This window comes from Actinoplanes sichuanensis, from assembly GCF_033097365.1.
GTDB classification, from domain to species: Bacteria; Actinomycetota; Actinomycetes; order Mycobacteriales; family Micromonosporaceae; genus Actinoplanes; species Actinoplanes sichuanensis.
This window is the reverse complement of sequence record NZ_AP028461.1, coordinates 10,212,128-10,232,705: the sequence shown is the minus strand read 5'-3', so window position 1 is coordinate 10,232,705 and position 20,578 is coordinate 10,212,128. Positions and strand designations below refer to the sequence as shown.

The 20,578-nt window shown below is 68.0% G+C and carries 20 protein-coding genes and 1 tRNA gene; 4 read left to right on the top strand and 17 right to left on the bottom strand.

The genetic code is table 11. The features are described 5' to 3' along the window. Positions 1 to 9: 9 nt before the first annotated feature. Positions 10 to 828: an ATP-binding protein gene (locus tag Q0Z83_RS47090; protein WP_317790079.1), complete on the top strand. Its 819-nt coding sequence runs from the start codon at positions 10 to 12 to the stop codon at positions 826 to 828. Here Q0Z83_RS47090 and cysN read toward each other — a convergent pair. The 10 genes from cysN to Q0Z83_RS47040 form a co-directional block, all read right to left on the bottom strand. Further along, complete coding sequence (gene cysN, locus Q0Z83_RS47085) at positions 812 to 2,110, bottom strand: sulfate adenylyltransferase subunit CysN (protein WP_317790078.1); 1,299 nt, start codon at positions 2,108 to 2,110, stop codon at positions 812 to 814. The two genes, Q0Z83_RS47090 and cysN, sit on opposite strands and share 17 nt — an antisense overlap. Further along, complete coding sequence (gene cysD / locus Q0Z83_RS47080) at positions 2,110 to 3,021, bottom strand: sulfate adenylyltransferase subunit CysD (protein ID WP_317790077.1); 912 nt, start codon at positions 3,019 to 3,021, stop codon at positions 2,110 to 2,112. Before cysD ends, cysN begins: the two co-directional genes overlap by 1 nt. Positions 3,022 to 3,076: 55 nt before the next feature. Beyond that, entirely contained in the window at positions 3,077 to 3,949 is an 873-nt protein-coding gene (locus tag Q0Z83_RS47075; protein ID WP_317790076.1) for a 3'(2'),5'-bisphosphate nucleotidase CysQ, read from the bottom strand. Between the two features lie 30 nt (positions 3,950 to 3,979). Next, positions 3,980 to 5,695 (bottom strand): sugar transferase, encoded by a 1,716-nt coding sequence (locus tag Q0Z83_RS47070; protein WP_317790074.1) that lies wholly within the window; start codon positions 5,693 to 5,695, stop codon positions 3,980 to 3,982. A gap of 99 nt (positions 5,696 to 5,794) precedes the next feature. Continuing rightward, the gene (gene pth, locus Q0Z83_RS47065) at positions 5,795 to 6,382 is read right to left on the bottom strand and encodes an aminoacyl-tRNA hydrolase (RefSeq protein ID WP_317790073.1); all 588 of its coding nucleotides are present in this window, start codon (positions 6,380 to 6,382) and stop codon (positions 5,795 to 5,797) included. An 85-nt stretch (positions 6,383 to 6,467) separates the two neighbouring features. Continuing rightward, on the bottom strand, positions 6,468 to 7,073 hold the full coding sequence (locus Q0Z83_RS47060) for a 50S ribosomal protein L25/general stress protein Ctc (protein ID WP_317790072.1): 606 nt from the start codon (positions 7,071 to 7,073) through the stop codon (positions 6,468 to 6,470). A 398-nt stretch (positions 7,074 to 7,471) separates the two neighbouring features. After that, entirely contained in the window at positions 7,472 to 8,452 is a 981-nt protein-coding gene (locus Q0Z83_RS47055; protein ID WP_317790071.1) for a ribose-phosphate diphosphokinase, read from the bottom strand. 111 nt (positions 8,453 to 8,563) lie between these two features. Then, complete coding sequence (glmU, locus tag Q0Z83_RS47050) at positions 8,564 to 10,003, bottom strand: bifunctional UDP-N-acetylglucosamine diphosphorylase/glucosamine-1-phosphate N-acetyltransferase GlmU (RefSeq protein ID WP_317790070.1); 1,440 nt, start codon at positions 10,001 to 10,003, stop codon at positions 8,564 to 8,566. A gap of 86 nt (positions 10,004 to 10,089) precedes the next feature. Further along, positions 10,090 to 10,161 (bottom strand) — tRNA-Gln (locus tag Q0Z83_RS47045). Positions 10,162 to 10,178: 17 nt separating this feature from the next. Further along, positions 10,179 to 11,030, bottom strand: a complete 852-nt coding sequence (locus tag Q0Z83_RS47040) for a helix-turn-helix domain-containing protein (RefSeq protein ID WP_317790069.1) — start codon at positions 11,028 to 11,030, stop codon at positions 10,179 to 10,181. Between the two features lie 245 nt (positions 11,031 to 11,275). On the opposite strand from Q0Z83_RS47040, the gene Q0Z83_RS47035 reads away from it, so the two are divergent. Beyond that, positions 11,276 to 11,878: a TetR/AcrR family transcriptional regulator gene (locus Q0Z83_RS47035; protein ID WP_317797318.1), complete on the top strand. Its 603-nt coding sequence runs from the start codon at positions 11,276 to 11,278 to the stop codon at positions 11,876 to 11,878. 35 nt (positions 11,879 to 11,913) lie between these two features. Here the strand turns inward: Q0Z83_RS47035 and Q0Z83_RS47030 are convergent, their stop codons facing one another. From Q0Z83_RS47030 to rsmA, 5 genes are all read right to left on the bottom strand, one after another. Then, positions 11,914 to 12,375: a DUF4383 domain-containing protein gene (locus Q0Z83_RS47030; protein WP_317790068.1), complete on the bottom strand. Its 462-nt coding sequence runs from the start codon at positions 12,373 to 12,375 to the stop codon at positions 11,914 to 11,916. A 78-nt stretch (positions 12,376 to 12,453) separates the two neighbouring features. After that, positions 12,454 to 14,253: an ABC-F family ATP-binding cassette domain-containing protein gene (locus tag Q0Z83_RS47025; protein ID WP_317790067.1), complete on the bottom strand. Its 1,800-nt coding sequence runs from the start codon at positions 14,251 to 14,253 to the stop codon at positions 12,454 to 12,456. Positions 14,254 to 14,260: 7 nt separating this feature from the next. After that, on the bottom strand, positions 14,261 to 15,214 hold the full coding sequence (locus Q0Z83_RS47020) for a 4-(cytidine 5'-diphospho)-2-C-methyl-D-erythritol kinase (protein ID WP_317790066.1): 954 nt from the start codon (positions 15,212 to 15,214) through the stop codon (positions 14,261 to 14,263). Next, a complete protein-coding gene (locus Q0Z83_RS47015) occupies positions 15,211 to 15,786 on the bottom strand; it encodes a Uma2 family endonuclease (RefSeq protein ID WP_317790065.1) in 576 nt (191 codons plus the stop codon). The genes Q0Z83_RS47020 and Q0Z83_RS47015 overlap by 4 nt, the downstream gene beginning before the upstream one ends. Beyond that, a complete protein-coding gene (gene rsmA, locus Q0Z83_RS47010; RefSeq protein ID WP_317790064.1) occupies positions 15,783 to 16,670 on the bottom strand; it encodes a 16S rRNA (adenine(1518)-N(6)/adenine(1519)-N(6))-dimethyltransferase RsmA in 888 nt (295 codons plus the stop codon). Before rsmA ends, Q0Z83_RS47015 begins: the two co-directional genes overlap by 4 nt. A gap of 80 nt (positions 16,671 to 16,750) precedes the next feature. Here rsmA and Q0Z83_RS47005 point away from each other — a divergent pair, with 80 nt between their 5' ends. Next, the gene (locus Q0Z83_RS47005) at positions 16,751 to 17,173 is read left to right on the top strand and encodes a hypothetical protein (RefSeq protein WP_317790063.1); all 423 of its coding nucleotides are present in this window, start codon (positions 16,751 to 16,753) and stop codon (positions 17,171 to 17,173) included. A gap of 42 nt (positions 17,174 to 17,215) precedes the next feature. On the opposite strand, the gene Q0Z83_RS47000 is transcribed toward Q0Z83_RS47005, so the two are convergent. Continuing rightward, positions 17,216 to 18,112 carry a TatD family hydrolase gene (locus tag Q0Z83_RS47000; protein WP_317790062.1) on the bottom strand — a complete coding sequence of 299 codons (897 nt, stop codon included), beginning with the start codon at positions 18,110 to 18,112 and terminating at the stop codon, positions 17,216 to 17,218. Positions 18,113 to 18,191: 79 nt separating this feature from the next. Between Q0Z83_RS47000 and Q0Z83_RS46995 the strand changes: the two genes are divergently transcribed. Beyond that, entirely contained in the window at positions 18,192 to 19,226 is a 1,035-nt protein-coding gene (locus Q0Z83_RS46995) for a hypothetical protein (RefSeq protein ID WP_317790061.1), read from the top strand. Between the two features lie 49 nt (positions 19,227 to 19,275). Here Q0Z83_RS46995 and Q0Z83_RS46990 read toward each other — a convergent pair whose 3' ends face one another. Continuing rightward, positions 19,276 to 20,526, bottom strand: a complete 1,251-nt coding sequence (locus Q0Z83_RS46990; protein ID WP_317790060.1) for a PKD domain-containing protein — start codon at positions 20,524 to 20,526, stop codon at positions 19,276 to 19,278. Between the last annotated feature and the right edge of the window lie 52 nt (positions 20,527 to 20,578).

Genomic DNA, 20,578 nt, shown 5'->3' with positions numbered 1-20,578 from the left:
TGACGAACCATGGGGGTAAGCCCACCGTATCTTCACGATGACACCGAGCGAGACGACACCGAACGAGGCGTCACCGTCAGCGTCGAGGCCGCCGAGGACGCCGCCGTCTCGGTACTCACGGTCCGTGGATCGTGGGATGCCCAGCTGAGCCTCGACGCGTCCGTGACGCTGCGGCGGTGCCTCACCGATCATCCGGACGGACTGATCGTCGACCTGTCCGGTCTGCGGGATCCGCACAGCGAGAGCGCTTCCACCTGGATGACCGCCCAGACCTTCGCGGCCGGCCTCGATCCGCCCGTGCATCTGGCCCTCTGCGTCCCGCCGGACCTTCCGCTCGCCGACCGCATGCAGAGCCTCTGCGCGGGCCGGTTCCTGCCCGTCTACGCCAAGGTACGCCAGGCCCGGGTGGCTCTGGCCGGACGGATCCCCGGCGATAAGCGGCTGAGCATGACCCTGCGACCCGACCCGGAGGCACCGAGCCTGGCCCGGAACCTGGCCAGCGACGCCTGCCTGGCGTGGGGCCTGGTCCACCTGCTGCACCCGAGCCGGCTGGTCATGTCGGAGCTGGTCACCAACGCGGTCGAGCACGCCCACACCGACATCCGGGTGATGGTGAGCCGGCGCGGCACCGGACTGCAACTGTCCGTGGCCGACGGGGACCCCCGCCTGCCGCGGATCCTGCCAGTCTCCCGTCCGCGCCCGGACCTACCGCTCGACGAGCGGGGCCGCGGGCTACGGACGGTGGACGAGACCGCCGCCCAGTGGGGCGCCGTCCCGACCGAGGCCGGCAAGATCGTCTGGGCGACCGTGGTCAGCGCGCCTCGATGATGATCCCCGCGCCGACCGTCCGGTTGGTGCTCTCATCGATCAGGATGAACCCACCGGTGGTCCGGTTGCGCCGGTATTCGTCGGCCAGCAGCGGCACTGTCGTGCGCAGCTTCACCCGGCCGATCTCGTTGAGGCTCAGCTCGCCCGCAGCCTCGTCGCGGTGCAGCGTGTTCACGTCGAGCCGGTACTGCAGACCACGCACCACGGTCCGGGCCGACCGGGTGGTGTGCTTGATCGCATACTTGCCGCCGACCCGCAACGGGGCCGTCTCGTCCATCCAGCAGACCATCGCCTCGATGTCCTGCGCGACGGCCGGCTTGTTCTGCGGGCGGCAGATCATGTCACCGCGCGAGATGTCGATCTCGTCGGCCAGCCGGACCGTCACCGACATCGGCGGGAACGCCTCGTCGATCGGGCCGTCGGCGGTCTCGATCGCGGCGATCGTGCTGGTCAGCCCGGACGGCAGGACCATCACGTCGTCACCCGGCTTGAGGATGCCGGAGGCCACCTGACCGGCGTAACCCCGGTAGTCGGTGACCGTGGTGGACTGCGGCCGGATCACATACTGCACCGGGAACCGCACGTCGACCAGGTTGCGGTCGCTGGCGATGTGCACGTGCTCCAGGTGGTGCAGCAGCGACGGACCCTCATACCACGGGCTGTTCTCCGACCGGCTGGCGATGTTGTCGCCGTTGAGCGCCGAGATCGGGATGATCGTCAGGTCCGGTGCGTCGAGTTTCGCGGCGAACGAGGTGAACTCGTCGGCGATCCGCTCGAACACCGCCTGGTCCCAGTCGACCAGGTCCATCTTGTTGACGCACAGCACCAGATGCGGCACCCGCAGCAGGCTGGTCAGGAACGCGTGCCGACGGGACTGCTCGACCAGGCCCTTGCGGGCGTCGACCAGGATCAGCGCCAGGTCCGCGGTGGACGCGCCGGTCACCATGTTCCGGGTGTACTGAATGTGCCCCGGGGTGTCGGCGATGATGAACTTGCGCCGCGGCGTGGCGAAGTAGCGGTACGCCACATCGATCGTGATGCCCTGCTCCCGCTCGGCCCGCAGGCCGTCGGTGAGCAGCGCGAGGTTCGTGTACTCGTCGCCGCGGGACGCGCTGGCGCTCTCCACCGCCTCGAGCTGGTCCTCGAAGATCGTCTTGGTGTCGTACAGCAACCGGCCGATGAGGGTGGACTTACCGTCGTCGACGCTGCCCGCGGTGGCGAACCGCAGCAGATCCATACCGCGGGAAGCGGCGGCGTCAGGCTCGAGAACTGCCTGGCTCATCAGAAGTAACCCTCTCGCTTACGGTCTTCCATCGCGGCTTCGCTGACCCTGTCGTCGCCCCGGGTGGCGCCACGCTCGGTGATCCGGGTCGCGGCGACCTCGTCGATCACCTTCTCCACGGTGTCCGCCTCGGAGAGCACCGCCGCGGTCTGCGACGCGTCACCGACCGTCCGATACCGCACCCGGCGAACCTCGGACGTCTCACCGTCACGCAGCCTGATGAACTCGTTGACCGCGTAGAACATCCCGTTGCGCTCGACGACCTCACGGTCGTGGGCGTAGTAGATGCTCGGCAGCGGGATGTCCTCCTTGGCGATGTAGTGCCAGACGTCCAGCTCGGTCCAGTTCGACAGCGGGAACACCCGGATCGACTCACCCGGGTGGTGCCGGCCGTTGTACAGCGCCCACAGCTCGGGCCGCTGGTTCTTCGGGTCCCACTGGCCGAAGTCGTCGCGGAAGCTGAACATCCGCTCCTTGGCCCGCGCCTTCTCCTCGTCCCGGCGGGCACCGCCGAAGAGCGCGTCGAACCGGTACTTCTCCTGGGCGGCGAGCAGCACCGGCGTCTGGATCCGGTTACGGGTGCCGTCCGGCAGCTCACGCACCAGGCCGGTGTCGATCGCCTCCTGCACGCTGGCGACCACCAGGTTCAGGCCGAGCGTGGCGACCCGGCGATCCCGGTACTCCAACACCTCGGCGAAGTTGTGGCCGGTGTCGACGTGCATGACCGGGAACGGGATGCGCGCCGGCGCGAACGCCTTCTCCGCGAGGCGCAGCATCACGATCGAGTCCTTACCGCCGGAGAAGAGCAGCGCGGGGCGCTCGAACTCGGCCATCACCTCGCGCATGATGAAGATGCTCTCCGCTTCGAGTGCATCCAGATGCGATACGCGATAGGGCTTCGTCTGGCTCATGGGTTCTGTCCCCAGACCTTTCTCCGGTGTCGGCCGGGCAGGGCAGACGTCATTGTTACGGAAGATGCCTCTGCAACGCAGCAAGCAACCGAGGAGCGAGATCTTTACGACAAACGACCAGGTCAGGCAACTTCGGATCAGCCTGGTTATAGGCCAACGGGCTGCCGTCGACACGGGAGGCGTGCAGGCCAGTGGCCAACGCCACAGCCACCGGGGCGGCCGAGTCCCATTCGTACTGGCCACCGGCGTGCACGTACGCGTCCGCCTCGCCGTTGATCACCGCGGCGATCTTCACCCCGGCCGAACCCATCGGCACCAGTTCGGCGCCCAGATCCTCGGCCAGCGCGGTGACGAACGCGGGCGGCCGGGTCCGGCTCGCCGCGATCCGGATCGCCCCACCGGTCGCCGACTCCAACGGCATCGGCGGGTACGCCGGCGGCTGATCGGTGGCGAGCGTGCAGTGCCGGGCCGGCATCGCCACGGCACCCGCGGTCAGCCGAACCGGCGCCGACGAATCCGCCGTCCACAGCGCCACGTGCACCGCCCAGTCGTCGCGGCCCTCCTCGGAGAACTCACGGGTGCCGTCCAGCGGGTCCACGATCCAGACCCGGTTCGCACCGAGCCGGTCCGGATGGTTGCCCTCGGTCCACGCCACCCGCGAATGCTCGTCCTCCTCGGAGAGCACCGCGTCAGCCGGCCGCCAGCGAGCCAACTCGGCCCGCAGCAGGTCGTGCGCGGCCTGGTCACCGGCAGCCTTGAGGGCCTTGCCGTCGGCGTGACCGGTCTCCGCCCGGACCTGCAGCAGGATCTGCCCGGCCCGGTCGGCGAGCCAGCGAGCGAAAGCGGAGTCGTTGACCGGCGGTGTGCCGCCCTCGCCGGCGTCCCGCGGACCCGTTATGCGTGCCGACGCCTTCGTCTGCTCGCTCATCTCTCGCTCCCTCACTCCAGTACACGCCTGTCAGTACGCTCCCGACGACCGCGCCACGGCGGTCACCGTCCTGAGCAGGATCACCAGATCCAGGCTCAGCGACCAGTTCTCGACATAGCGCAGGTCGAGCCGGACCGCCTCCTCCCAGGAGAGGTCCGACCGCCCCGACACCTGCCAGAGGCCGGTCATCCCCGGCTTGACGGCCAGCCGGCGTCGCACATCGTCGGCGTAGGCGGCCACCTCGGTGGGCAGCGGCGGCCGTGGCCCGACCAGCGACATCCGCCCGGACAGAACGTTCAGCAACTGCGGCAGCTCGTCCAGCGAGAACCTGCGCAGCCAACGCCCGACCGGGGTGACACGCGGGTCGTCGCGGATTTTGAAGAGCACACCGTCGTGCTCGTTGAGGTGCGTCAGCTCGGCAAGCCGGGCCTCAGCGTCGACATACATGCTGCGGAACTTGAAGATCCGGAACAATCGGCCATCACGTCCCACGCGCACTTGGCGAAAGAGTACCGGGCCGCGTGATGTAAGGCCCACACAGAGCGCCACGGTCAAGAGCACCGGACCGAGAACGATCAGAAGCAACAGCGCACCGAGCCGATCCACCAGCTCCTTCACCAGCCGCGACCCACCATGCAGGCGGGGATGCTCGACGTGCAGCATCGGCAGACCGTCGAACGGCCGGATCGTGGTCCGCGCACCCGCCACATCCACGAGCGCACTGGCCACCACCAGATCCACCTCGTCGCGTTCCAGCCGCCAGGCCAGCCGGCGCACCGACACACCATCCAGCTCCGGACAACTCAGCACGACCACCGTGTCGGCGTCGGCCCGCTCCACCGCGGTCGCCACATCGTCGAACGAACCGTAGACCGGCAGATCCACGACCCCGATCCCGTCGGCACCGGGCGGCAGGCAGGCGCCGACCACCTCCAGCCCGTGATACCGCTCCCGCCGCAACTGCCGGGTGATGCCGATGACCGACAGCTCGTGACCGACCACGATCACCCGCCGAAGGTTCTCCCCCCGAGCCCGCGCCAGATGCAGCCGCTTACGCAGCAGAAACCGCAACACCACGATCGCCGCCGTCGCCAGTGGAAAAGCCACCAGGACATAGGACCGGGCAAGATCAAGATTCAGCGCGTACGAGACGACGGCCGCCCCGCCGATCAGCCCCGCACCGCCACGCAACACCCGCTGGTACTCGTCGGAACCCACGAACAGATACCGCCGCTCGTACGCCCGAGCCGCCACCAACACCAGCAGCAGAGCCACCGGCAACAACGCCGACCAGATCAGATACATCCGGTTCCAGGCGGTCACCGAATCACCGAACCGGACGACGAACGTACCCGCCCCCGCCGCGACACCGGCCGTCAGATCCGCCAGAACGAGCATGCGCACATAGCGCCGCTCCCAGTCCTGCCGACGCGACATCGCCGCATGCCGACCCCGAGCCCGAACGAACGGCCGGGTCGCCATCGACTTGTCACGGGCGGCCGACACATGCCGCTCCGCCGCCTGATTACGAGTGAGATCAGATTCACCCTGCACCGCCTGCGGCGCGGCGTTCTCCACCCCCGCCGCGGGCACCGGAATACGGGCATTACGTCCACTCCGGCGTTCCGCGGGCCGCTGCGGGCCCTGATTCGCGGCCCTCCCCGCGCTCCCACCGACCGCCGCCGGCAGAGCCGCCGTGGGTTCGGTCAACGCGCCCGCCCGGTCCTCGGACACGTCCTGCGACATCCTCGAACCCCTCCCGTCACGTCGGCCACGCACCGAATTCGTGCGTCGGAGTGACCAACGGACGGGCCGCGAGAGCGTCACGGCGTCGTCAGACGGAGATCAACTTCCGTGGTACTTGTTCTGCGCCCACTCGACACCCTCGACGACGACCGCCTCCACCACGTCAGCCGCCCGGTCCACCACGAAATCCAACTCCTTGCGCTCCGCACCGGAGAAGTCGGAGAGCACATAGTCGGCCGGCTCCTGCCGACCCGGCGGCCGGCCGATGCCCACCCGCACCCGCGCGTACTCCTTACTCGCAAGCGACTTCGACATCGAGCGCAGCCCATTGTGACCGCCCTCGCCACCGCCCCGTTTCGCCCTTACCTGCCCGAACGGCACATCAAGCTCATCATGCACCGCGATCACCTGAGTCACCGGGACTTTGAAGAACTGCGCCAACGCCACCACCGGAGCACCCGACAGGTTCATGTACGTCAGCGGCTTCAACAAGATCAGCTTCGGACCACCGAACCCCAGACGCCCCTCGGCCACCTCGGTCTGCGCTCGCTTCGCCCGCCCGAACTTCGCACCGGTCCGAGACGCCAGCAGATCGGCCACCATGAAACCCACGTTGTGCCGATTACCGGCATACTCCCGGCCCGGGTTACCCAGACCGACCACCAGCCACGGCGCCTCGTCGCTCACTACCCCTGCCTCCACATACACATCAGGGAAAGTGCCACCCGGCACTTTCCCTGATATCTGGCTTACCGCTGCTGCGAGACGGAGACTACTCCGCGCTCTCGCCCTCCGCCGGGGTCTCACCCTCGGCCGGAGCCTCCTCGTTCGACTGAGCCGCGTTGATGACCGCGAGCACCGTCTCGGCGTCGACGGCCAGCTCCACGCCCTTCGGCAGCTTCACGTCACCGGCGGTGATGTGCGAACCCGCCTCGAGGCCGTCGATCGACGCCTCCAGCTCGGCCGGCAGGTGCAGCGCCTCAGCGATCACGGCAACCGTGTTCGACTCGTGCACGATCAGGGTGTTCTTGGCGGCCTCACCGGTCAGGGTGACCTGAACGTCCACCTGGATCTTCTCGCCACGCTTCACGATGAGCAGGTCGACGTGCTCGAACGTGTCACGGATCGGGTCACGCTGGATCGCCTTCGGCAGGGCCAGAGTGGCACCCGAGTTGCCGGCGATGTCGATCGTGAAGATCTGGTTGATGCCGCCGTGGCGGATGGCGGCCGCGAACTCACGAGCCGGAAGGGCGATGTGCTGCGGCTTCTCGCCGTGGCCGTACAGCACGGCAGGCACAAGGCCGGCCCGGCGCGTGCGGCGAGCACCACCCTTGCCGAACTCGGTGCGGGGCTCGGCGCTGATCTTTACCTCGGACACGGGGAAACTCCTGAAACTCTTCGATGCGGGCTGCGTCTAAGTCTGCGGCTGCGGTATCCGGCAGTGCTGCGGTGGCCACCTCAAGCGGTGCGGGCCGCCAGAGGTAACGGTGTTTCGGCGCTGCCGGGCAAGGGGGCGCGCTGGGCACAGGCCCGGAGCACCGCGTCGATGACGGCGCCTCGAGCAGGCTGCGAACCTCAACAGCCCACGAAGCACCCTCGCCGTGGCAACCGCACTAGCTTACCTGCCACGATCGTGCATCGGTCAGCGGGTCCGCCCGGCTCGCGACGCCTGCGAAAAAACCACCCTGGTGATGCAAGTTGCACCACACGTTTCACCACAGCCCAGCACACGAGAAAGGCGCCCACCGCCCGGCGGACGCCTTTCGGTAAATCTTGTTAGCTGAGACCACCGAACAAAGTGGTCACCGAGCCGTCGTCGAACACCTCACGGATCGCCCGAGCCAACAGCGGCGCGATCGACAACACAGTGATCTTGTCCAGCCGCTTCTCCGGCGACAACGGCAACGTGTTCGTCACCACCAACTCACTGATCCTGCTGTTCTTCAACCGCTCCGTCGCCGGATCCGACAACAACGCATGCGTCGAGGCCACGATCACATCAGCCGCACCCTCCTGAAAGAGGATGTCCGCCGCCTTCGCGATCGTCCCACCAGTGTCGATCATGTCATCGACGATCAGGCACACCCGACCCTCGACCTCACCGACCACCCGGTTCGCCACCACCTGATTCGGCTTCAACGGATCACGAGTCTTGTGAATGAACGCCAGCGGGCAACCACCCAACCGGTCCGTCCACCGCTCCGCCACCCGCACCCGACCCGAATCCGGAGCGACCACCGTCATCGGCCGCCCCGCATACTTCTTCTGCACATAATCGGCGAGCGTGTCCATCGCGAACAGGTGATCCACCGGCCCGTCGAAGAACCCCTGAATCTGCGCCGTATGCAGATCCACGGTCAGAATCCGGTTGGCCCCCGCCGTCTTCAGCAGATCAGCCACCAGCCGAGCGGAGATCGGCTCCCGACCACGATGCTTCTTGTCCTGCCGCGAATACGGGTAGAACGGCAGCACCACGGTGATCCGCTTGGCCGAACCCCGCTTCAGCGCGTCGATCATGATCAGGGTCTCCATGACCCACCGGTTCACCCCCTCGGTCACCGACTGGACGACGAACGCGTCCGACCCGCGCACCGAGTCCTTGAAACGAACGAAAATCTCCCCGTTGGCGAACTCATACGAATCCGCCGGCGTCGGCGCCACACCGAGCACCTGGCCGATCTCCTCCGCCAGCTCGGGGAAACCCCGGCCGGAGAAAAGCATCAGACTCTTACGGTTCTCGGCGACGATGCTGCCCATCGACTCGCTGCTCCCGTGGATAGGGGGTGGGGTTCGCAGTGAAGTATCCCTTGCGGCAACGTAACCGCCACGTTTCGAGGCCCTCAGGTGGGATGGCTCACCCCCACTGGATCACTCCTGGTCAGGAGTGATATTCGCAGCCTCAGCGGCAGACGCCGAAACCGTGCCCGGCCGGCGACGCACAGTCCACCCCTCGATATTGCGCTGCTGCGCCCGAGTCACACCCAGATTCCCCGCCGGAACATCCCTCGTGACAGCACTCCCCGCCGCCACATACGCCCCCGGGCCGATCTCCACCGGCGCCACCAGCACCGAATCCGAACCCACGAACGCCGCCTCACCCACCGTCGTGTGACTCTTACGCACACCGTCATAGTTGGCGAAGATCGTGCCCGCCCCGATGTTGGCCTTCGCACCGATCGTCGCGTCACCCACATAGGTCAGGTGCGGCACCTTCGCACCCTCACCCAACTCGGCATTCTTCGCCTCGACGAAACCACCGATCTTCGACTTCGCCGCCAACCGCGTCCCCGGACGCAAGAACGAGAACGGACCCACCGACGCCGCCGGACCCACCGACGCGCCGATCGAATGCGTCCGCAACACCGTCGCACCCGCCGCCACCGTCGTATCGATCAACGTCGTGTCCGGCCCGATCACCGCACCCGTCGCCACCGAACTCGACCCGAGAATCTGCGAATTCTGATCCACGACCGCATCCGGCTCCAGCGTCGCGGTCACATCGATCCACGTCGTCGCCGGATCCAACAGCAACACCCCGGACCGCATCCAGGCCTCATTCACCCGATCGCGCATCAACACCCGCAACCGCGCCAGCTCGGCCCGATCGTTACAACCCAGCGTCTCGACGGCGAACTCCGCCACCTCGATCGCCACCGGATGCCCCTGAGCCGCCAGAATCCCGAAGACGTCGGTCAGATACTCCTCGCCCTGCGCGTTGTCCGTCGACAGCTTGCCCAACGCATCACGCAACAACACCGCGTCGAACACGTAGATCCCCGAGTTGATCTCCCGAATCCGGCGCTCCTCCGCCGAGGCGTCCTTCGCCTCCACGATCCGCTCCAGATTGCCGTCCGCGCCGCGCACGATCCGGCCCAGCCCGCCCGGCACATCCACCTCGGCACTCAACACCGTCGCCGCGGCGCCGGCCCGCTCGTGCGTGGCCAGCAGCGCCTCCAGCGTCTCCGGACGCAGCAGCGGAACATCACCGCTGAGCACCACCACGGTGCCGGCCAGATCCGGCGTCGCGTCGAGCGCGATCCGCACCGCGTGACCGGTCCCGTTCTGCTGGGCCTGCAGCACGGGCGTCGCCTCCGGCGCCACCTCGGACAGGAACGCGGTGATCTCGTCGGCCTTGTGCCCGACGACGACCACGGTCCGGTCCGTCTTGATCGCCACCGAGGTGGCCAGCACATGACCGAGCAGAGTGCGCCCGAGCAGAGGCTGAAGCATCTTCGGCGTCGCCGACTTCATCCGCTTACCCTCACCAGCGGCAAGGACGACGACGGTACGGCTGGGGGCCTGGCTCACGCGGCAACTCCATTGATTGGCGGTGGCCTCGAGTGAGGGCGACGAACGCCGCCCTCAGCCATCCGGTTCGCATATCACAGAAGTTGCTCGGCCGCCAGGACTCGAACCCGGAAATCTAGGACCAAAACCTAGAGTGTTGCCAATTACACCACGGCCGAAAGGTTCTGGGGACAGACTAGCCGCCCGTCAGACGATCGCGATAAGCGGCCGATGCCTCATGGACGACCGCTTTGACGACACCCTCCATCCGCCAGTAAAGGTCCCGGCTTTTCGGAGCGGTGATAGTCAGGCAGCCATGGTAGTCCTCCCCGACATTCATACGACGCGTCTGGGGCACGTGTGTCTTGATGGTCGTCTTCTTGAACCGATCCCTGGGAATCCTCAAGACATCGGCCCACCAGGATGCGGCCGCCTCCGCGTCGGCCGTTTCATGGATGCTCACCCGATAACCCAACTCGTCGAGGCGATAGCCGTTGATCTGCAGAAACCTCAGGATGAGTGACAACAACCCGGGATCGCTGTTGATGAAGGCGAACCGGTCCGCACGTGCCCACGGCTTCGACTTGGCGCCCTCACACCAGTAGGCGATGGCACCGAGCAGAAGCACGTCGCGTTCCGAGAGTTCACCGACGTCGACGGCTGACTTCTCCCACGTGTCACCCTGACGACGGTCACGATCGGCACGAAACTCGTCCCAGCGGCCTGCGATCCGCTTCTTCGCCAACTCCCGTTTCTCCTGAGCCCGCTCACTGTCCGGGTCCAACGGCACGTGGCCGACCCAGTTGAATGCCGTCGACTTGGCGACACCCAGCCGGGCCGCGATGTCGTTGATCGACCAGCCCGCCTCCCGCAAGGCCGCCGCCTCACGTCGCTTGTCGTCCTTGGCATTGGGGCGGCGGGTCCACTCGGGCGGCTCGATGCCACGCAGCCAGTCGGTCAAAGTGCCGTTGCCAACGCCGAAGATCTTCATCAGCTGGGAGCGGGACAGTCCCGGATCGACCCTCAGCCGCCGCGCCTCGGCTCGCATGTCATCCTCGCGCGAAGCTGTCTCGAACTCAGCTGACTCAAACCTAGTCGGCTCGGACCTAGTCGATTCAGGCCTAGTCGACTCAAACCTAGCTGTCTCATAACTACTAGTCATGAGGGAAGCGTAGAGAGGTTTTGCGAGGACGTGTAAGGGCTTGGATGTGCCATTCCTGGCAGGATGGCCGGGTGACTGAGCAGGTCGACGACAGCAGCAGCAGCAAGCAATCACCGGTGCCGCGGGTCCGGATGCCGGCCGCCCAGCGCAGGGAGCAACTGATCACCGTCGGGCGGCAGCTGTTCGCGGAGCGGGGTTTCGATGCGACCACTGTCGAGGAGGTGGCGGCGCGGGCGAAGGTGTCGAAGCCTGTCGTGTACGAGCACTTCGGCGGCAAGGAGGGGCTGTATGCGGTGGTGGTCGACCGTGAGGTGCGTGCGCTGTTGGATCGGATCACGACGGCGTTGACCGCGGGTCATCCGCGGGAGTTGCTGGAGCAGGCGGCGCTGGCTCTGTTGGATTACATCGACGAGGAGCCGCACGGGTTTCAGGTGCTGGTTCGTAATTCGCCGGTGTTGTCGGCGTCGGGGAACTTCTCCAGTGTGATGAATGATGTCGCTCATCAGGTGGAGCACATTCTGGGGGCGGAGTTCAAGAGTCGGGGTTTGGATCCGCGGTTCGCTGAGTTGTATTCGCAGGCGCTGGTCGGGATGGTGGCGCTGGTGGGCCAGTGGTGGCGGGAGGCGCGTAAGCCGAAGAAGGAGATGGTGGCGGCGCATCTGGTGAATCTGGCCTGGAACGGGTTGTCGCATCTGGAGCCGAAGCCCGGATTGCAGACGCGCCGGGTCCGCTGAGTGCGGACCCGGCGCGGCCGGTGGTGCTGGGTGTTTCAGGCGGTGCGGCCTTCGCGGACCTGGCGGGGGGCGCCGGTCTGGGATTGGGGGGCGGTCTTGCTGTAGAGGCTGACGGTGATCAGCAGCAGGCCGGCCAGGTAGGTGACGATGACGGTGGACATGGTGAATCCGAAGAAGTTCACCTCGTCGGTGCGCAGCACGCAGAGTGAGTAGCTGCCGAGGACGAGTAGGGCCCAGCCGAGGTATTGGTCGACGGCGGCGTCGATGTTGCGGCCGACGACGGTGGCGAGGATCACGAGTGCGCCGAGGGCGAGCGAGATGATGGACCACAGGACGTTGCTGCCCTGGCCGAGTGCTCGGACGCCGGGGCCGGTGAAGGCTTCGCTGGACGTCGAGATGAACCCGATGATGCCGAACGCCACCAGGTAGGCGCCGACGACGAAGCCGACGATCCGGTAGATCGGCCGAAGCGGGTGATTGACCGGGGTGTGCGCCATGGTTCCGTCTCCAAGGTCAGGTGTCTTCGAGCAGATTCTCGCGTATCCCCGACAAGCGGCGCAGGCACACCCCCCGGTTCAGCTTTCGGACAACTGCTCGGCCAACTCGAGCCAGGCCTCTTCGGTTTCGGCTTTCTCCTGCTGAACGGCTTTCAGCTGGGCTTCGAGCTCGACGAGTTTGTCGTAGTTGCTGCCGTGTTCGGCCAGGCTTTCGTTGATCTTGGATTCCCGGTCGGACAGCTTCTCCATCTGGCGTTCCAGTCGGGCGAGGTCTTTTTTCGCCTGGCGGAGCTCACCGGCGGAGAGTCCGCTTGCGGCCGGCGGTGTTTCGGCAAGACCCTTCGACGGTACGGCCGGAGCGCCCGGAGTGGTGACGCGGGCGAGGTACTCGTCGATCCCTCTGGGCAGGTGCACGAGCCGCCCGTCGCCGAACATGCCGAACACCTTGTCGGTGACCCGCTCGACCAGGTAGCGGTCGTGACTGGCCACCACCATCGTGCCGGGCCAGGAGTCGAGCAGGTCTTCCAGCGAGGCCAGGGTGTCGGTGTCCAGGTCGTTGGTCGGCTCGTCGAGGAGGAGCACGTTGGGCTCGGTGGCGAGTAGGCGCAGCATCTGCAGGCGCCGCCGCTCGCCGCCGGACAGGTCGCTGACCGGTGTCCAGATTCGTTTGTCGGTGAACCCGAACACTTCGGCGAGTTGGCCGGCGGAGAGCTCGCGGTCGCCCAGTTTGACCCGTTTGGCGACCTCTTCCACGGCTTCCAGCAGGCGCAGGTGGCCGGGTAGCTCTTTGAGTTCCTGGGAGAGGAACGCGGGCCGCACTGTGGAACCGGTGACCAGCCGTCCGCCGTCCGGCTTGGTGATCCCGGCGAGCAGGCGCAGCAGGGTGGTCTTGCCGGCTCCGTTGGCGCCCAGGATCGCGATCCGGTCGCCGGGGCCGACCTGCCAGGTCAGATCGTGGAAGATCGGTTTCGGGCCGGCTTTGAGCTCGATCGTCTCCAGGTCGTAGACCTGTTTGCCGAGCCGAGTGGTGGCGAGGCGCTGCAGGCTGACCTGGTCGCGCACCGGTGGTACGTCGGCGATGAGCTCGTTTGCGGCGTCGATGCGGAATTTCGGTTTGGAGGTGCGGGCCGGTGGGCCGCGGCGTAGCCAGGCGATCTCTTTGCGCAGCAGGTTCTGGCGGCGGGCCTCGATGGAGGCGGCGACCCGCTGGCGCTCGGCGCGGGCCAGGATCCAGGCGGCGTAGCCGCCCTCGTAGGTGTGCACCTGCTCGTCCACGACCTCCCAGGTCATGGTGCAGACGGCGTCGAGGAACCAGCGGTCGTGGGTGACGACGAGCAGGGCGCCTCGGCGGGTGAGCAGGTGTTTGGCGAGCCAGTCGACACCCGCGACGTCGAGGTGGTTGGTGGGCTCGTCGAGGATCAGCAGGTCACTTTCGCGGACCAGGAGTGCGGCCAGTGCGACGCGGCGGCGCTCGCCACCGGACATCGGGCCGACCGGGGTGTCCAGGCCGAGGTAGCCCATGCCGAGGCCGTCGAGGATCGTGCGGACGCCGGCGTCGCCGGCCCACTCGTGCTCGGCGCCCATGCTCTGTGGCAGCCAGGCGGTGCCGAGCACGACGTCTCGGACGGTCGCCTCGCCGGCGAGGGTGAGTGCCTGTGGGAGGGACGCGACGCGCAGGTCACGGCGGTGGGTGACCCGGCCGGTGTCCGGCTCCTCGGATTTGGCGAGCATGCGGAGAAGGGTCGATTTACCTGCGCCGTTGAGACCCACGATGCCGATGCGGGCGTCGTCGTCCAGCCCCAGTGACACGTCGGTGAGCAGCTGACCGGCAGCTCCATAACCCTTGCTGACCCGGTCCAGGTTGATGATGTTGGCCACGATGCGCCTAGATTACCCGCGCGCCGGGCTGCGGTCCGCGGGCGGTGACCGCGGCTCGGCATACTTTCGCGGCGGTGAGATCGGCGGCGATCTCTTGGGCGTGTGCGGCGTCGGCGGCGAGGAAGACGCAGGTGGGGCCGGAGCCGGAGACGATCCCGGTGATGGCGCCCGCTTCCTGGCCGGCTTTCAGCACGTCGGCGAGTTGGGGCCGGAGTGAGAGTGCGGCTGCTTGGAGGTCGTTGCCGAGGGCGGCGCCGAGCACCTCGGGGTCGCGTTGGCGCATTGCGGCCATCAGCTGGTCGGGGCCGCCCAGTGGCTCGGGTGGGGCGGGCCGGTCGGTGGCGCGGAGCCGGTCGAGCTCGCGGTAGACGGCGGGGGTGGACAGGCCGCCGTCGGCGATGGCGACCACCCAGTGCCAGGTGGTGGGGCGGGCCAGGATGGGGCTGACCGCTTCGCCGTGGCCGGTGCCGAGGGCGGTGCCGCCGTGCAGCAGGAACGGGATGTCGGAGCCGAGTTGGGCGCCGACTTCGGCGAGTTCGTCGCGGGACATGCCGAGGCCCCAGAGCAGGTCGCAGGCGATCAGGGTGGCTGCGGCGTCGGCGCTGCCGCCGGCCAGGCCGCCGGCCAGCGGGATGCTCTTGCGCAGGTGTAGCCGGGCGTATGCCGGGACGCGGCCGCGGGCGGCCAGTGCGCGGGCGGCCCGGATGATCAGGTTGGTCTCGTCGAGCTCCAGCTCGCCGGTGCCCTCGCCCTCCATGGTCAGGGTGAGGGTGTCTCCGCGGCGGGCGGTGAGCTCGTCGAACAGGCTGATCGCGTGGTAGACGGTGTTGAGCTCGTGGTAGCCGTCGGGCCGGAGCGGGCCGACGGCGAGGTGCAGATTGATTTTCGCCGGCACGCGAACCTTGACCGGGCCTCGATGCGGACGTGGCTCGTCATCGTCCGGGCCCCAGGCCTCCGTCACGGAGTGATGTCCCGGATCGGGAGCCTGATCTCGAACGGCGCGCTCAACACCAGCTCCGTGTCCGAGTCGCCGACCAACTCGTAGCGGCCGCCGACGAGGTCATAGGCGAAGACGTGGAGCGGGTCCTGCTCGATCCGCCAGAAATGCCGGATGCCGGCGGCCTCGTAGCCCGGCGGTTTCTCCATCCGGTCGCGCCGTTTGGTCCCGGGAGAGACGATCTCCACCGCAATTTCGACCTGGTCCGGCAGGAAGTAGTGGTGTGAGTTCACGATCGGCTGGCGGAGCAGGACCACATCCGGCTCGAAACTGTCCCGGGCGCTGATCGCCACGCCGACCGCGGTGGCCGCCAGGAATTGCTCGGGTGCGTGCTGCCGGAACCACAGCCACAACAGATTCCCGATGGTCTGATGGCCGATCGTCGGGGAGGGAACCAAAATCATGACTCCGTCACGAAGCTCGACGCGGGGGGCGTCATCGGGCAGGTCGAGGATGTCCTCGAGGGTGAAGTTGGCCAGGCGCTGCCTGGTCAGGTCGAGCGCCCACGGGGCACGACCGATCGGCTCCGCGGTCATGAGTCCACCTCCTCGGGCTGCGCACCGGACGGGCTGAGCTTACCGCCGGGCCCTGACAGTTTTGCCGCCGCGGCGATCGCGGCGAACTCGCCGACGGTCAGTGCCTCGCCTCTGGCCTGCGGGCTGACCCCGGCCGCACGCAGCACCGACTCGGCCTTGTCGGGGCCGCCGGCCCAGCCGGCGAGGGCGGCTCGCAGGGTCTTGCGGCGTTGGGCGAACGCGGCGTCCACGACGGTGAACACGTCGGTCCGGTCGGCGTCGGCGGGTGGCTCGCGTCTGGTGAAAGCGACCAGCCCGGAGTCCACGTTGGGCACCGGCCAGAAAACCGCGGGCGGCACCTTGCCTGCTGCTTTGGCCTCCGCATACCAGGCGAGTTTGACCGAGGGCACCCCGTAGACCTTCGAGCCGGGGCCGGCGACGAGCCGGTCGGCGACCTCTTTCTGCACCATCACCAGGCCGCCGCGCAGGGTGGGCAGTTCGGCCAGCAGGTGCAGCACGACGGGGACGGCGACGTTGTAGGGCAGGTTGGCCACCAGCATGGTGGGCGCCGGGTCGAAGGCGTGACCTTTGATCTTGAGGGCGTCGGAGAGGTGGACGGTCAGGTGGGGTGCGGTCACCGTCTCGGGTAGCGCCTCGGCCAGGGTGGGGTCGATCTCCACGGCGTGCACGTGCCGGACCGTCGCGGTCAGGCCGAGGGTGAGGGAGCCGAGCCCGGGGCCGACCTCCAGGGCCACGTCATCGGGGTGCAGCCCGGCCGCGGCGACGATCCGGCGGATGGTGTTGGGGTCGTGCAGGAAGTTCTGGCCGAGCTTCTTGGTCGGCGCGACGCCGAGGCGCGCGGCCAGTTCCCGGATCTCCGCCGGGCCGAGAAGTGTTTCCGCCATGGCCAGAGCCTACGGTGAGCCGCCGGAGCCCCTGGACACCGCCGGGTAGGCCACTGGACACCGCCGGGTAGGAAGGATTCATGACGAAGTTGCTGGAGCTGCGCGCAGTGGTGGAGGCGGCGCCGGATGCGGTCGCCGCCGTGCTGCTGGACGTCGGTCCCGGCGGTCGTTCGCCGCTGGCGGCTACCGGCACGATCGAACACGACGACGGTGACGAGTTCGTGGTGATCCAGGAGGGCAGCCGGATCACGGTGACCGTGGACCGGGCGGCCCGGTCGGTGTCGCAGCAGGGTGAGTGGTGGTATCGCGGGGTGACCTCGGTCGAGCCGGATCCGCGTGGGTCGCTGGTGGTGCATCGGGTCTTCAACGTGGCGCCCGGACATCGTTGGGCGGTGCGGATGGTGTCTCGTGGCCCGTTGAACGCGGCGCCCACCGCTTTCGCCACCCAGCTCGAACAGTTGAGCCGGCTGCTGGGCGCCGCCGCCTGGGTGATCACCGATTAGGAACCCGGTTGAGCGGGGCGGGCGGCCGTACCGCATGAGGGGTCACCAGGGGCCGAAGACCTCGTCGCCGTTGGCGGAGATGGTGGCGCAGAGGGTGTCGAGGTCGGTGCCGGAGGCATCGGCGAGGGCGCGCATGGTGATCGGGATCAGATACGAGGCGTTGGGGCGGCCCCGGTACGGCGTCGGGGTGAGGTAGGGCGCGTCGGTCTCGACCATCATCTGGGTCGGTGGGGTGATCGCGGCGGCGGCGCGCAGGTTCGCGGCGCTGGCGAAGGTGACCGTGCCGGCGAAGCTGAGGTAGTAGCCGCGGCGGACGCAGTCGGCGGCGAACTCGGCGTCGCCGGAGAAGCAGTGCAGGACGACCCGGTCCGGGGCGCCCTCTTCGTCGAGGACGCGCAGGACGTCGGCGTGGGCGTCGCGGTCGTGGATGATCAGGGCCTTCCGGTGGCGTTTCGCGATGGCGATGTGGGCGCGGAAGCTCTCCTCCTGGGCGGCGCGGCCTTCCTCACCGGTGCGGAAGGTGTCCAGGCCGGTCTCGCCGACGCCACGGACCCGGGGGCGGGCGGCCAGCGCCTCGATGTGGCGGAGCGATTCGTCCAGATCGGACAGCCGGGGTGCCTCGTTCGGGTGCAGGGCGACCGCGGCCAGCACCGAGTCGTTGCGGTCGGCCAGGTCGGCGCCCCAGCGGGACGAGTCGATGTCCACTCCCACCTGCATCAGCCGATCGATGCCGCTCTTCGCCGCGGCGGCGATCAGGACATCGATGGGGTCACCCTCTCCGGTGACACCGGCCTCCTGGATCGTGAGGTCGAGATGGGTGTGGCTGTCGAAGACCGGAACCGCTAGTGGCTCCGGCGCCGGCGGGAATTCGCCTGCTCGGCGGGACTCCTTGGCGCGACGGCGGTCTGAAGGAGACTGGCCGGGGGTTGCTGAAGGCATGTGAGACATTCTGCACGCCGTGTTTTCCGGTAACCGGGAGTTCATCCGATATCCACCGTGGTCACTTAGGTTGCGGCCCGTGACCGTGACCGGTGAGGACAGCGATCTGGGCGCCGACCCGCTCGACCCACCCCTGATGGCGCCGCTTCGCCGTGACCTGAACTGGCAGCAGGTGCAGGCGATGAGCCAATCCATCGGTTACCGGGACGACGCCGAGCTGCGCCGGATCCGGGCGACCGCGGCGATCCGTCGTGGCACCCGGATGACCAAGGTGCTCTCCCCCGCGCAGGTCGCCGGTCATCTCGGGGGCTGGCTTCCGTACGGCTTCTGCTACCGCTCGTGCGACATCGCCCACCTGACCGAGCCCCGCGAACTGGGGCTGCTGCGCACTGACGGGATGTCCGACGACCATGTGACGTTCGCGCTGCGGTGGCGGGCCGTCGATCCGGTCGACTACGAGGTTCCGGCCGGGGCGGCGCAGCCGGGTCTGCCCGGTCTGCCGGGGCATTCGCGGATCGGGGCGATGGTGCTCGGCACCGGGTTCAGCCCGAGCACCGATGATCTGATCCCGGAGTACATCACCGCCGGTTTCGCTGATCTGCCGCTGTCGGCGAACGCCCAGTTGCTCGCCTATCTGCCGGGCGGTGACGAGGTGGTGCTGTACACGTACCAGCCGGAGCAGCACGGGTGGTTGCGGCTGGCCGGTCCGCGCTGGCGGGGGCTGTTGTCCGAGATCCCCGGGGGCAGCCCGGATCGCGAGTATGTGCCGTGCACCGCGGCGGCCTCGTCGCGGCTGGTCGGGCGGATCGACAGCAACGAGTACGAGGCGGTCGCCGACCCGCCCGGCGAGTTCCGGGTGCGGGCGCTGACCCGGGCCGCGCGGTACCCGGTGCAGACCCTGTCCCGGCGGGCCGAGCAGGCGCGCTGGCGGGGTGTGCCGTGCTGGGTGCTCCAGCGCGACGAGACGTGGGCCCGGCTGCGGCTGCTGCGCCCGGACGCGGACACGATCAACGCGGTCGGGGCCCGGTGCTACGAGCGGGGCGTCTACGAGGCTTGGGCGCCGATCGGTGAGATCACCGACCATCACATCGCGGAGATCGGGTACCAGCTCTGAAGACGGCGATGCCCCGCCGAGCCGTGCGGCTCGGCGGGGCATCGGTGTCTCAGCTGCGGGTGATCTTCGCGGTACGGGAGGTGCCGCGGTAGTTGTCCGCCCAGTCGTACGCCCATGCGCTGACCTGGAAGAACTGGTTCTTGCCGAGGCCGGCCGGGAGGGTCAGCGACCACTTGCCGTTGACGACCTTCACCTTGACACCGGTGTAGGTGCAGTACTTCTGGACGTCGGCCTCGGTGTAGTAGCGCTTCCACTTGCGGGCCGGGGTCAGGCAGTAGGCCTTGCCGGTCGAGGTGACCCGGTACGCGGTGACGCCGACGTGGCGCAGACCGGACTGCTTGTCGCTCACCGTGCCCTTGATCGTCTTCCAGGAGCTCGCCCGGTTCGTCGAGGACGGCTTCTTGATCGTGAGGCCGGGCCGCGTGACGTCCTTGACGATGTTGATCTTCGCGGCGGTCTGGAAGTAGGCGTAGCCCTTGTCGTTACCCCAGGAGACCTTGAGCGCCCGGACGCCGGAGATCCGGCCCTTGCCGTTGCGGACCCAGGTCCCCTGGGCGGCGTCCCACTTCCAGTAGTAGTGGATGTAACCGCTCATCGAACGCTGCGACGCCTTGTGCTCGGAGAACGAGCCGTCGGCCCAGTCGATCCGGTAGGTCTTCGCGCCGGCAGGCACCTTGTTGATCTTCACGTTGAAGAGGGCGCCCTGGTAGACGGCCTTCTTGTTGAGCGTGATCTGGCCGGCCGGGATGGTCACCGCGACGGTCTTGGCCGGGATCGCCGAGACGTTGCCGGCCGGGTCGGTGATGGTCACGGTGACCTTGAAGTTACCGGCCCGGTTGTACTGCTTGGTGGCCGTCTCCGCGGTCGGGCTGAGCACGGTGCTGGTGCCGTCGCCCCAGGTGACCACGCGCTTCAGGGTCGCCTGGTCGTCACCCTCGTCCTTGAACTCGGTGGTCTTCTGGCCGATGACGACGCGCTGGCCGGTCCACACCGAGGTGTAATTGATCCGGAACGAGCCGGTCGGCACCGTGGTGTCCGGGTCGGCCGGGACCGGCTCGGTCGTGCCGGGGTCGGTGGTACCCGGGTCGGTGGTCCCGGGATCGGTCGTCCCGGGATCGATGGTGCCCGGGTCGATGGCGTCCAGAGTGGAAGCGGACTGCTCGGTGACAGTCGCCCCGCCCTGACCGGTCGGAGCACCGTCGGGCGAACCCGGGATCGCGTAGGCGGGCGAGCCCACCAGGGCGCTGCCGGTGACGAGAGCAACCGCGACCACGGCGGGCCGCGTGAAGCGAATCTTCACAGAACTCCTTCGAGGGGTGAGAGCCACACGAAGGAGCTGAGCAACCGATACG

Bases quoted from the DNA above. Each gene is read 5' to 3' on its own strand.
- Q0Z83_RS47035 (WP_317797318.1), top strand. From the start codon at position 11,276: ATGCCGGCCGCCCAGCGCAGGGAGCAACTGATCACCGTCGGGCGGCAG.
- Q0Z83_RS47015 (WP_317790065.1), bottom strand. From the start codon at position 15,786: ATGACCGCGGAGCCGATCGGTCGTGCCCCGTGGGCGCTCGACCTGACC.
- Q0Z83_RS47055 (WP_317790071.1), bottom strand. From the start codon at position 8,452: ATGGGCAGCATCGTCGCCGAGAACCGTAAGAGTCTGATGCTTTTCTCC.
- Q0Z83_RS47075 (WP_317790076.1), bottom strand. From the start codon at position 3,949: ATGAGCGAGCAGACGAAGGCGTCGGCACGCATAACGGGTCCGCGGGAC.
- Q0Z83_RS47090 (WP_317790079.1), top strand. From the start codon at position 10: ATGGGGGTAAGCCCACCGTATCTTCACGATGACACCGAGCGAGACGAC.
- Q0Z83_RS47070 (WP_317790074.1), bottom strand. From the start codon at position 5,695: ATGTCGCAGGACGTGTCCGAGGACCGGGCGGGCGCGTTGACCGAACCC.
- cysN (WP_317790078.1), bottom strand. From the start codon at position 2,110: ATGAGCCAGGCAGTTCTCGAGCCTGACGCCGCCGCTTCCCGCGGTATG.
- Q0Z83_RS47030 (WP_317790068.1), bottom strand. From the start codon at position 12,375: ATGGCGCACACCCCGGTCAATCACCCGCTTCGGCCGATCTACCGGATC.
- cysD (WP_317790077.1), bottom strand. From the start codon at position 3,021: ATGAGCCAGACGAAGCCCTATCGCGTATCGCATCTGGATGCACTCGAA.
- rsmA (WP_317790064.1), bottom strand. From the start codon at position 16,670: ATGGCGGAAACACTTCTCGGCCCGGCGGAGATCCGGGAACTGGCCGCG.
- Q0Z83_RS47040 (WP_317790069.1), bottom strand. From the start codon at position 11,030: ATGCGAGCCGAGGCGCGGCGGCTGAGGGTCGATCCGGGACTGTCCCGC.
- Q0Z83_RS47005 (WP_317790063.1), top strand. From the start codon at position 16,751: ATGACGAAGTTGCTGGAGCTGCGCGCAGTGGTGGAGGCGGCGCCGGAT.
- Q0Z83_RS47000 (WP_317790062.1), bottom strand. From the start codon at position 18,112: ATGCCTTCAGCAACCCCCGGCCAGTCTCCTTCAGACCGCCGTCGCGCC.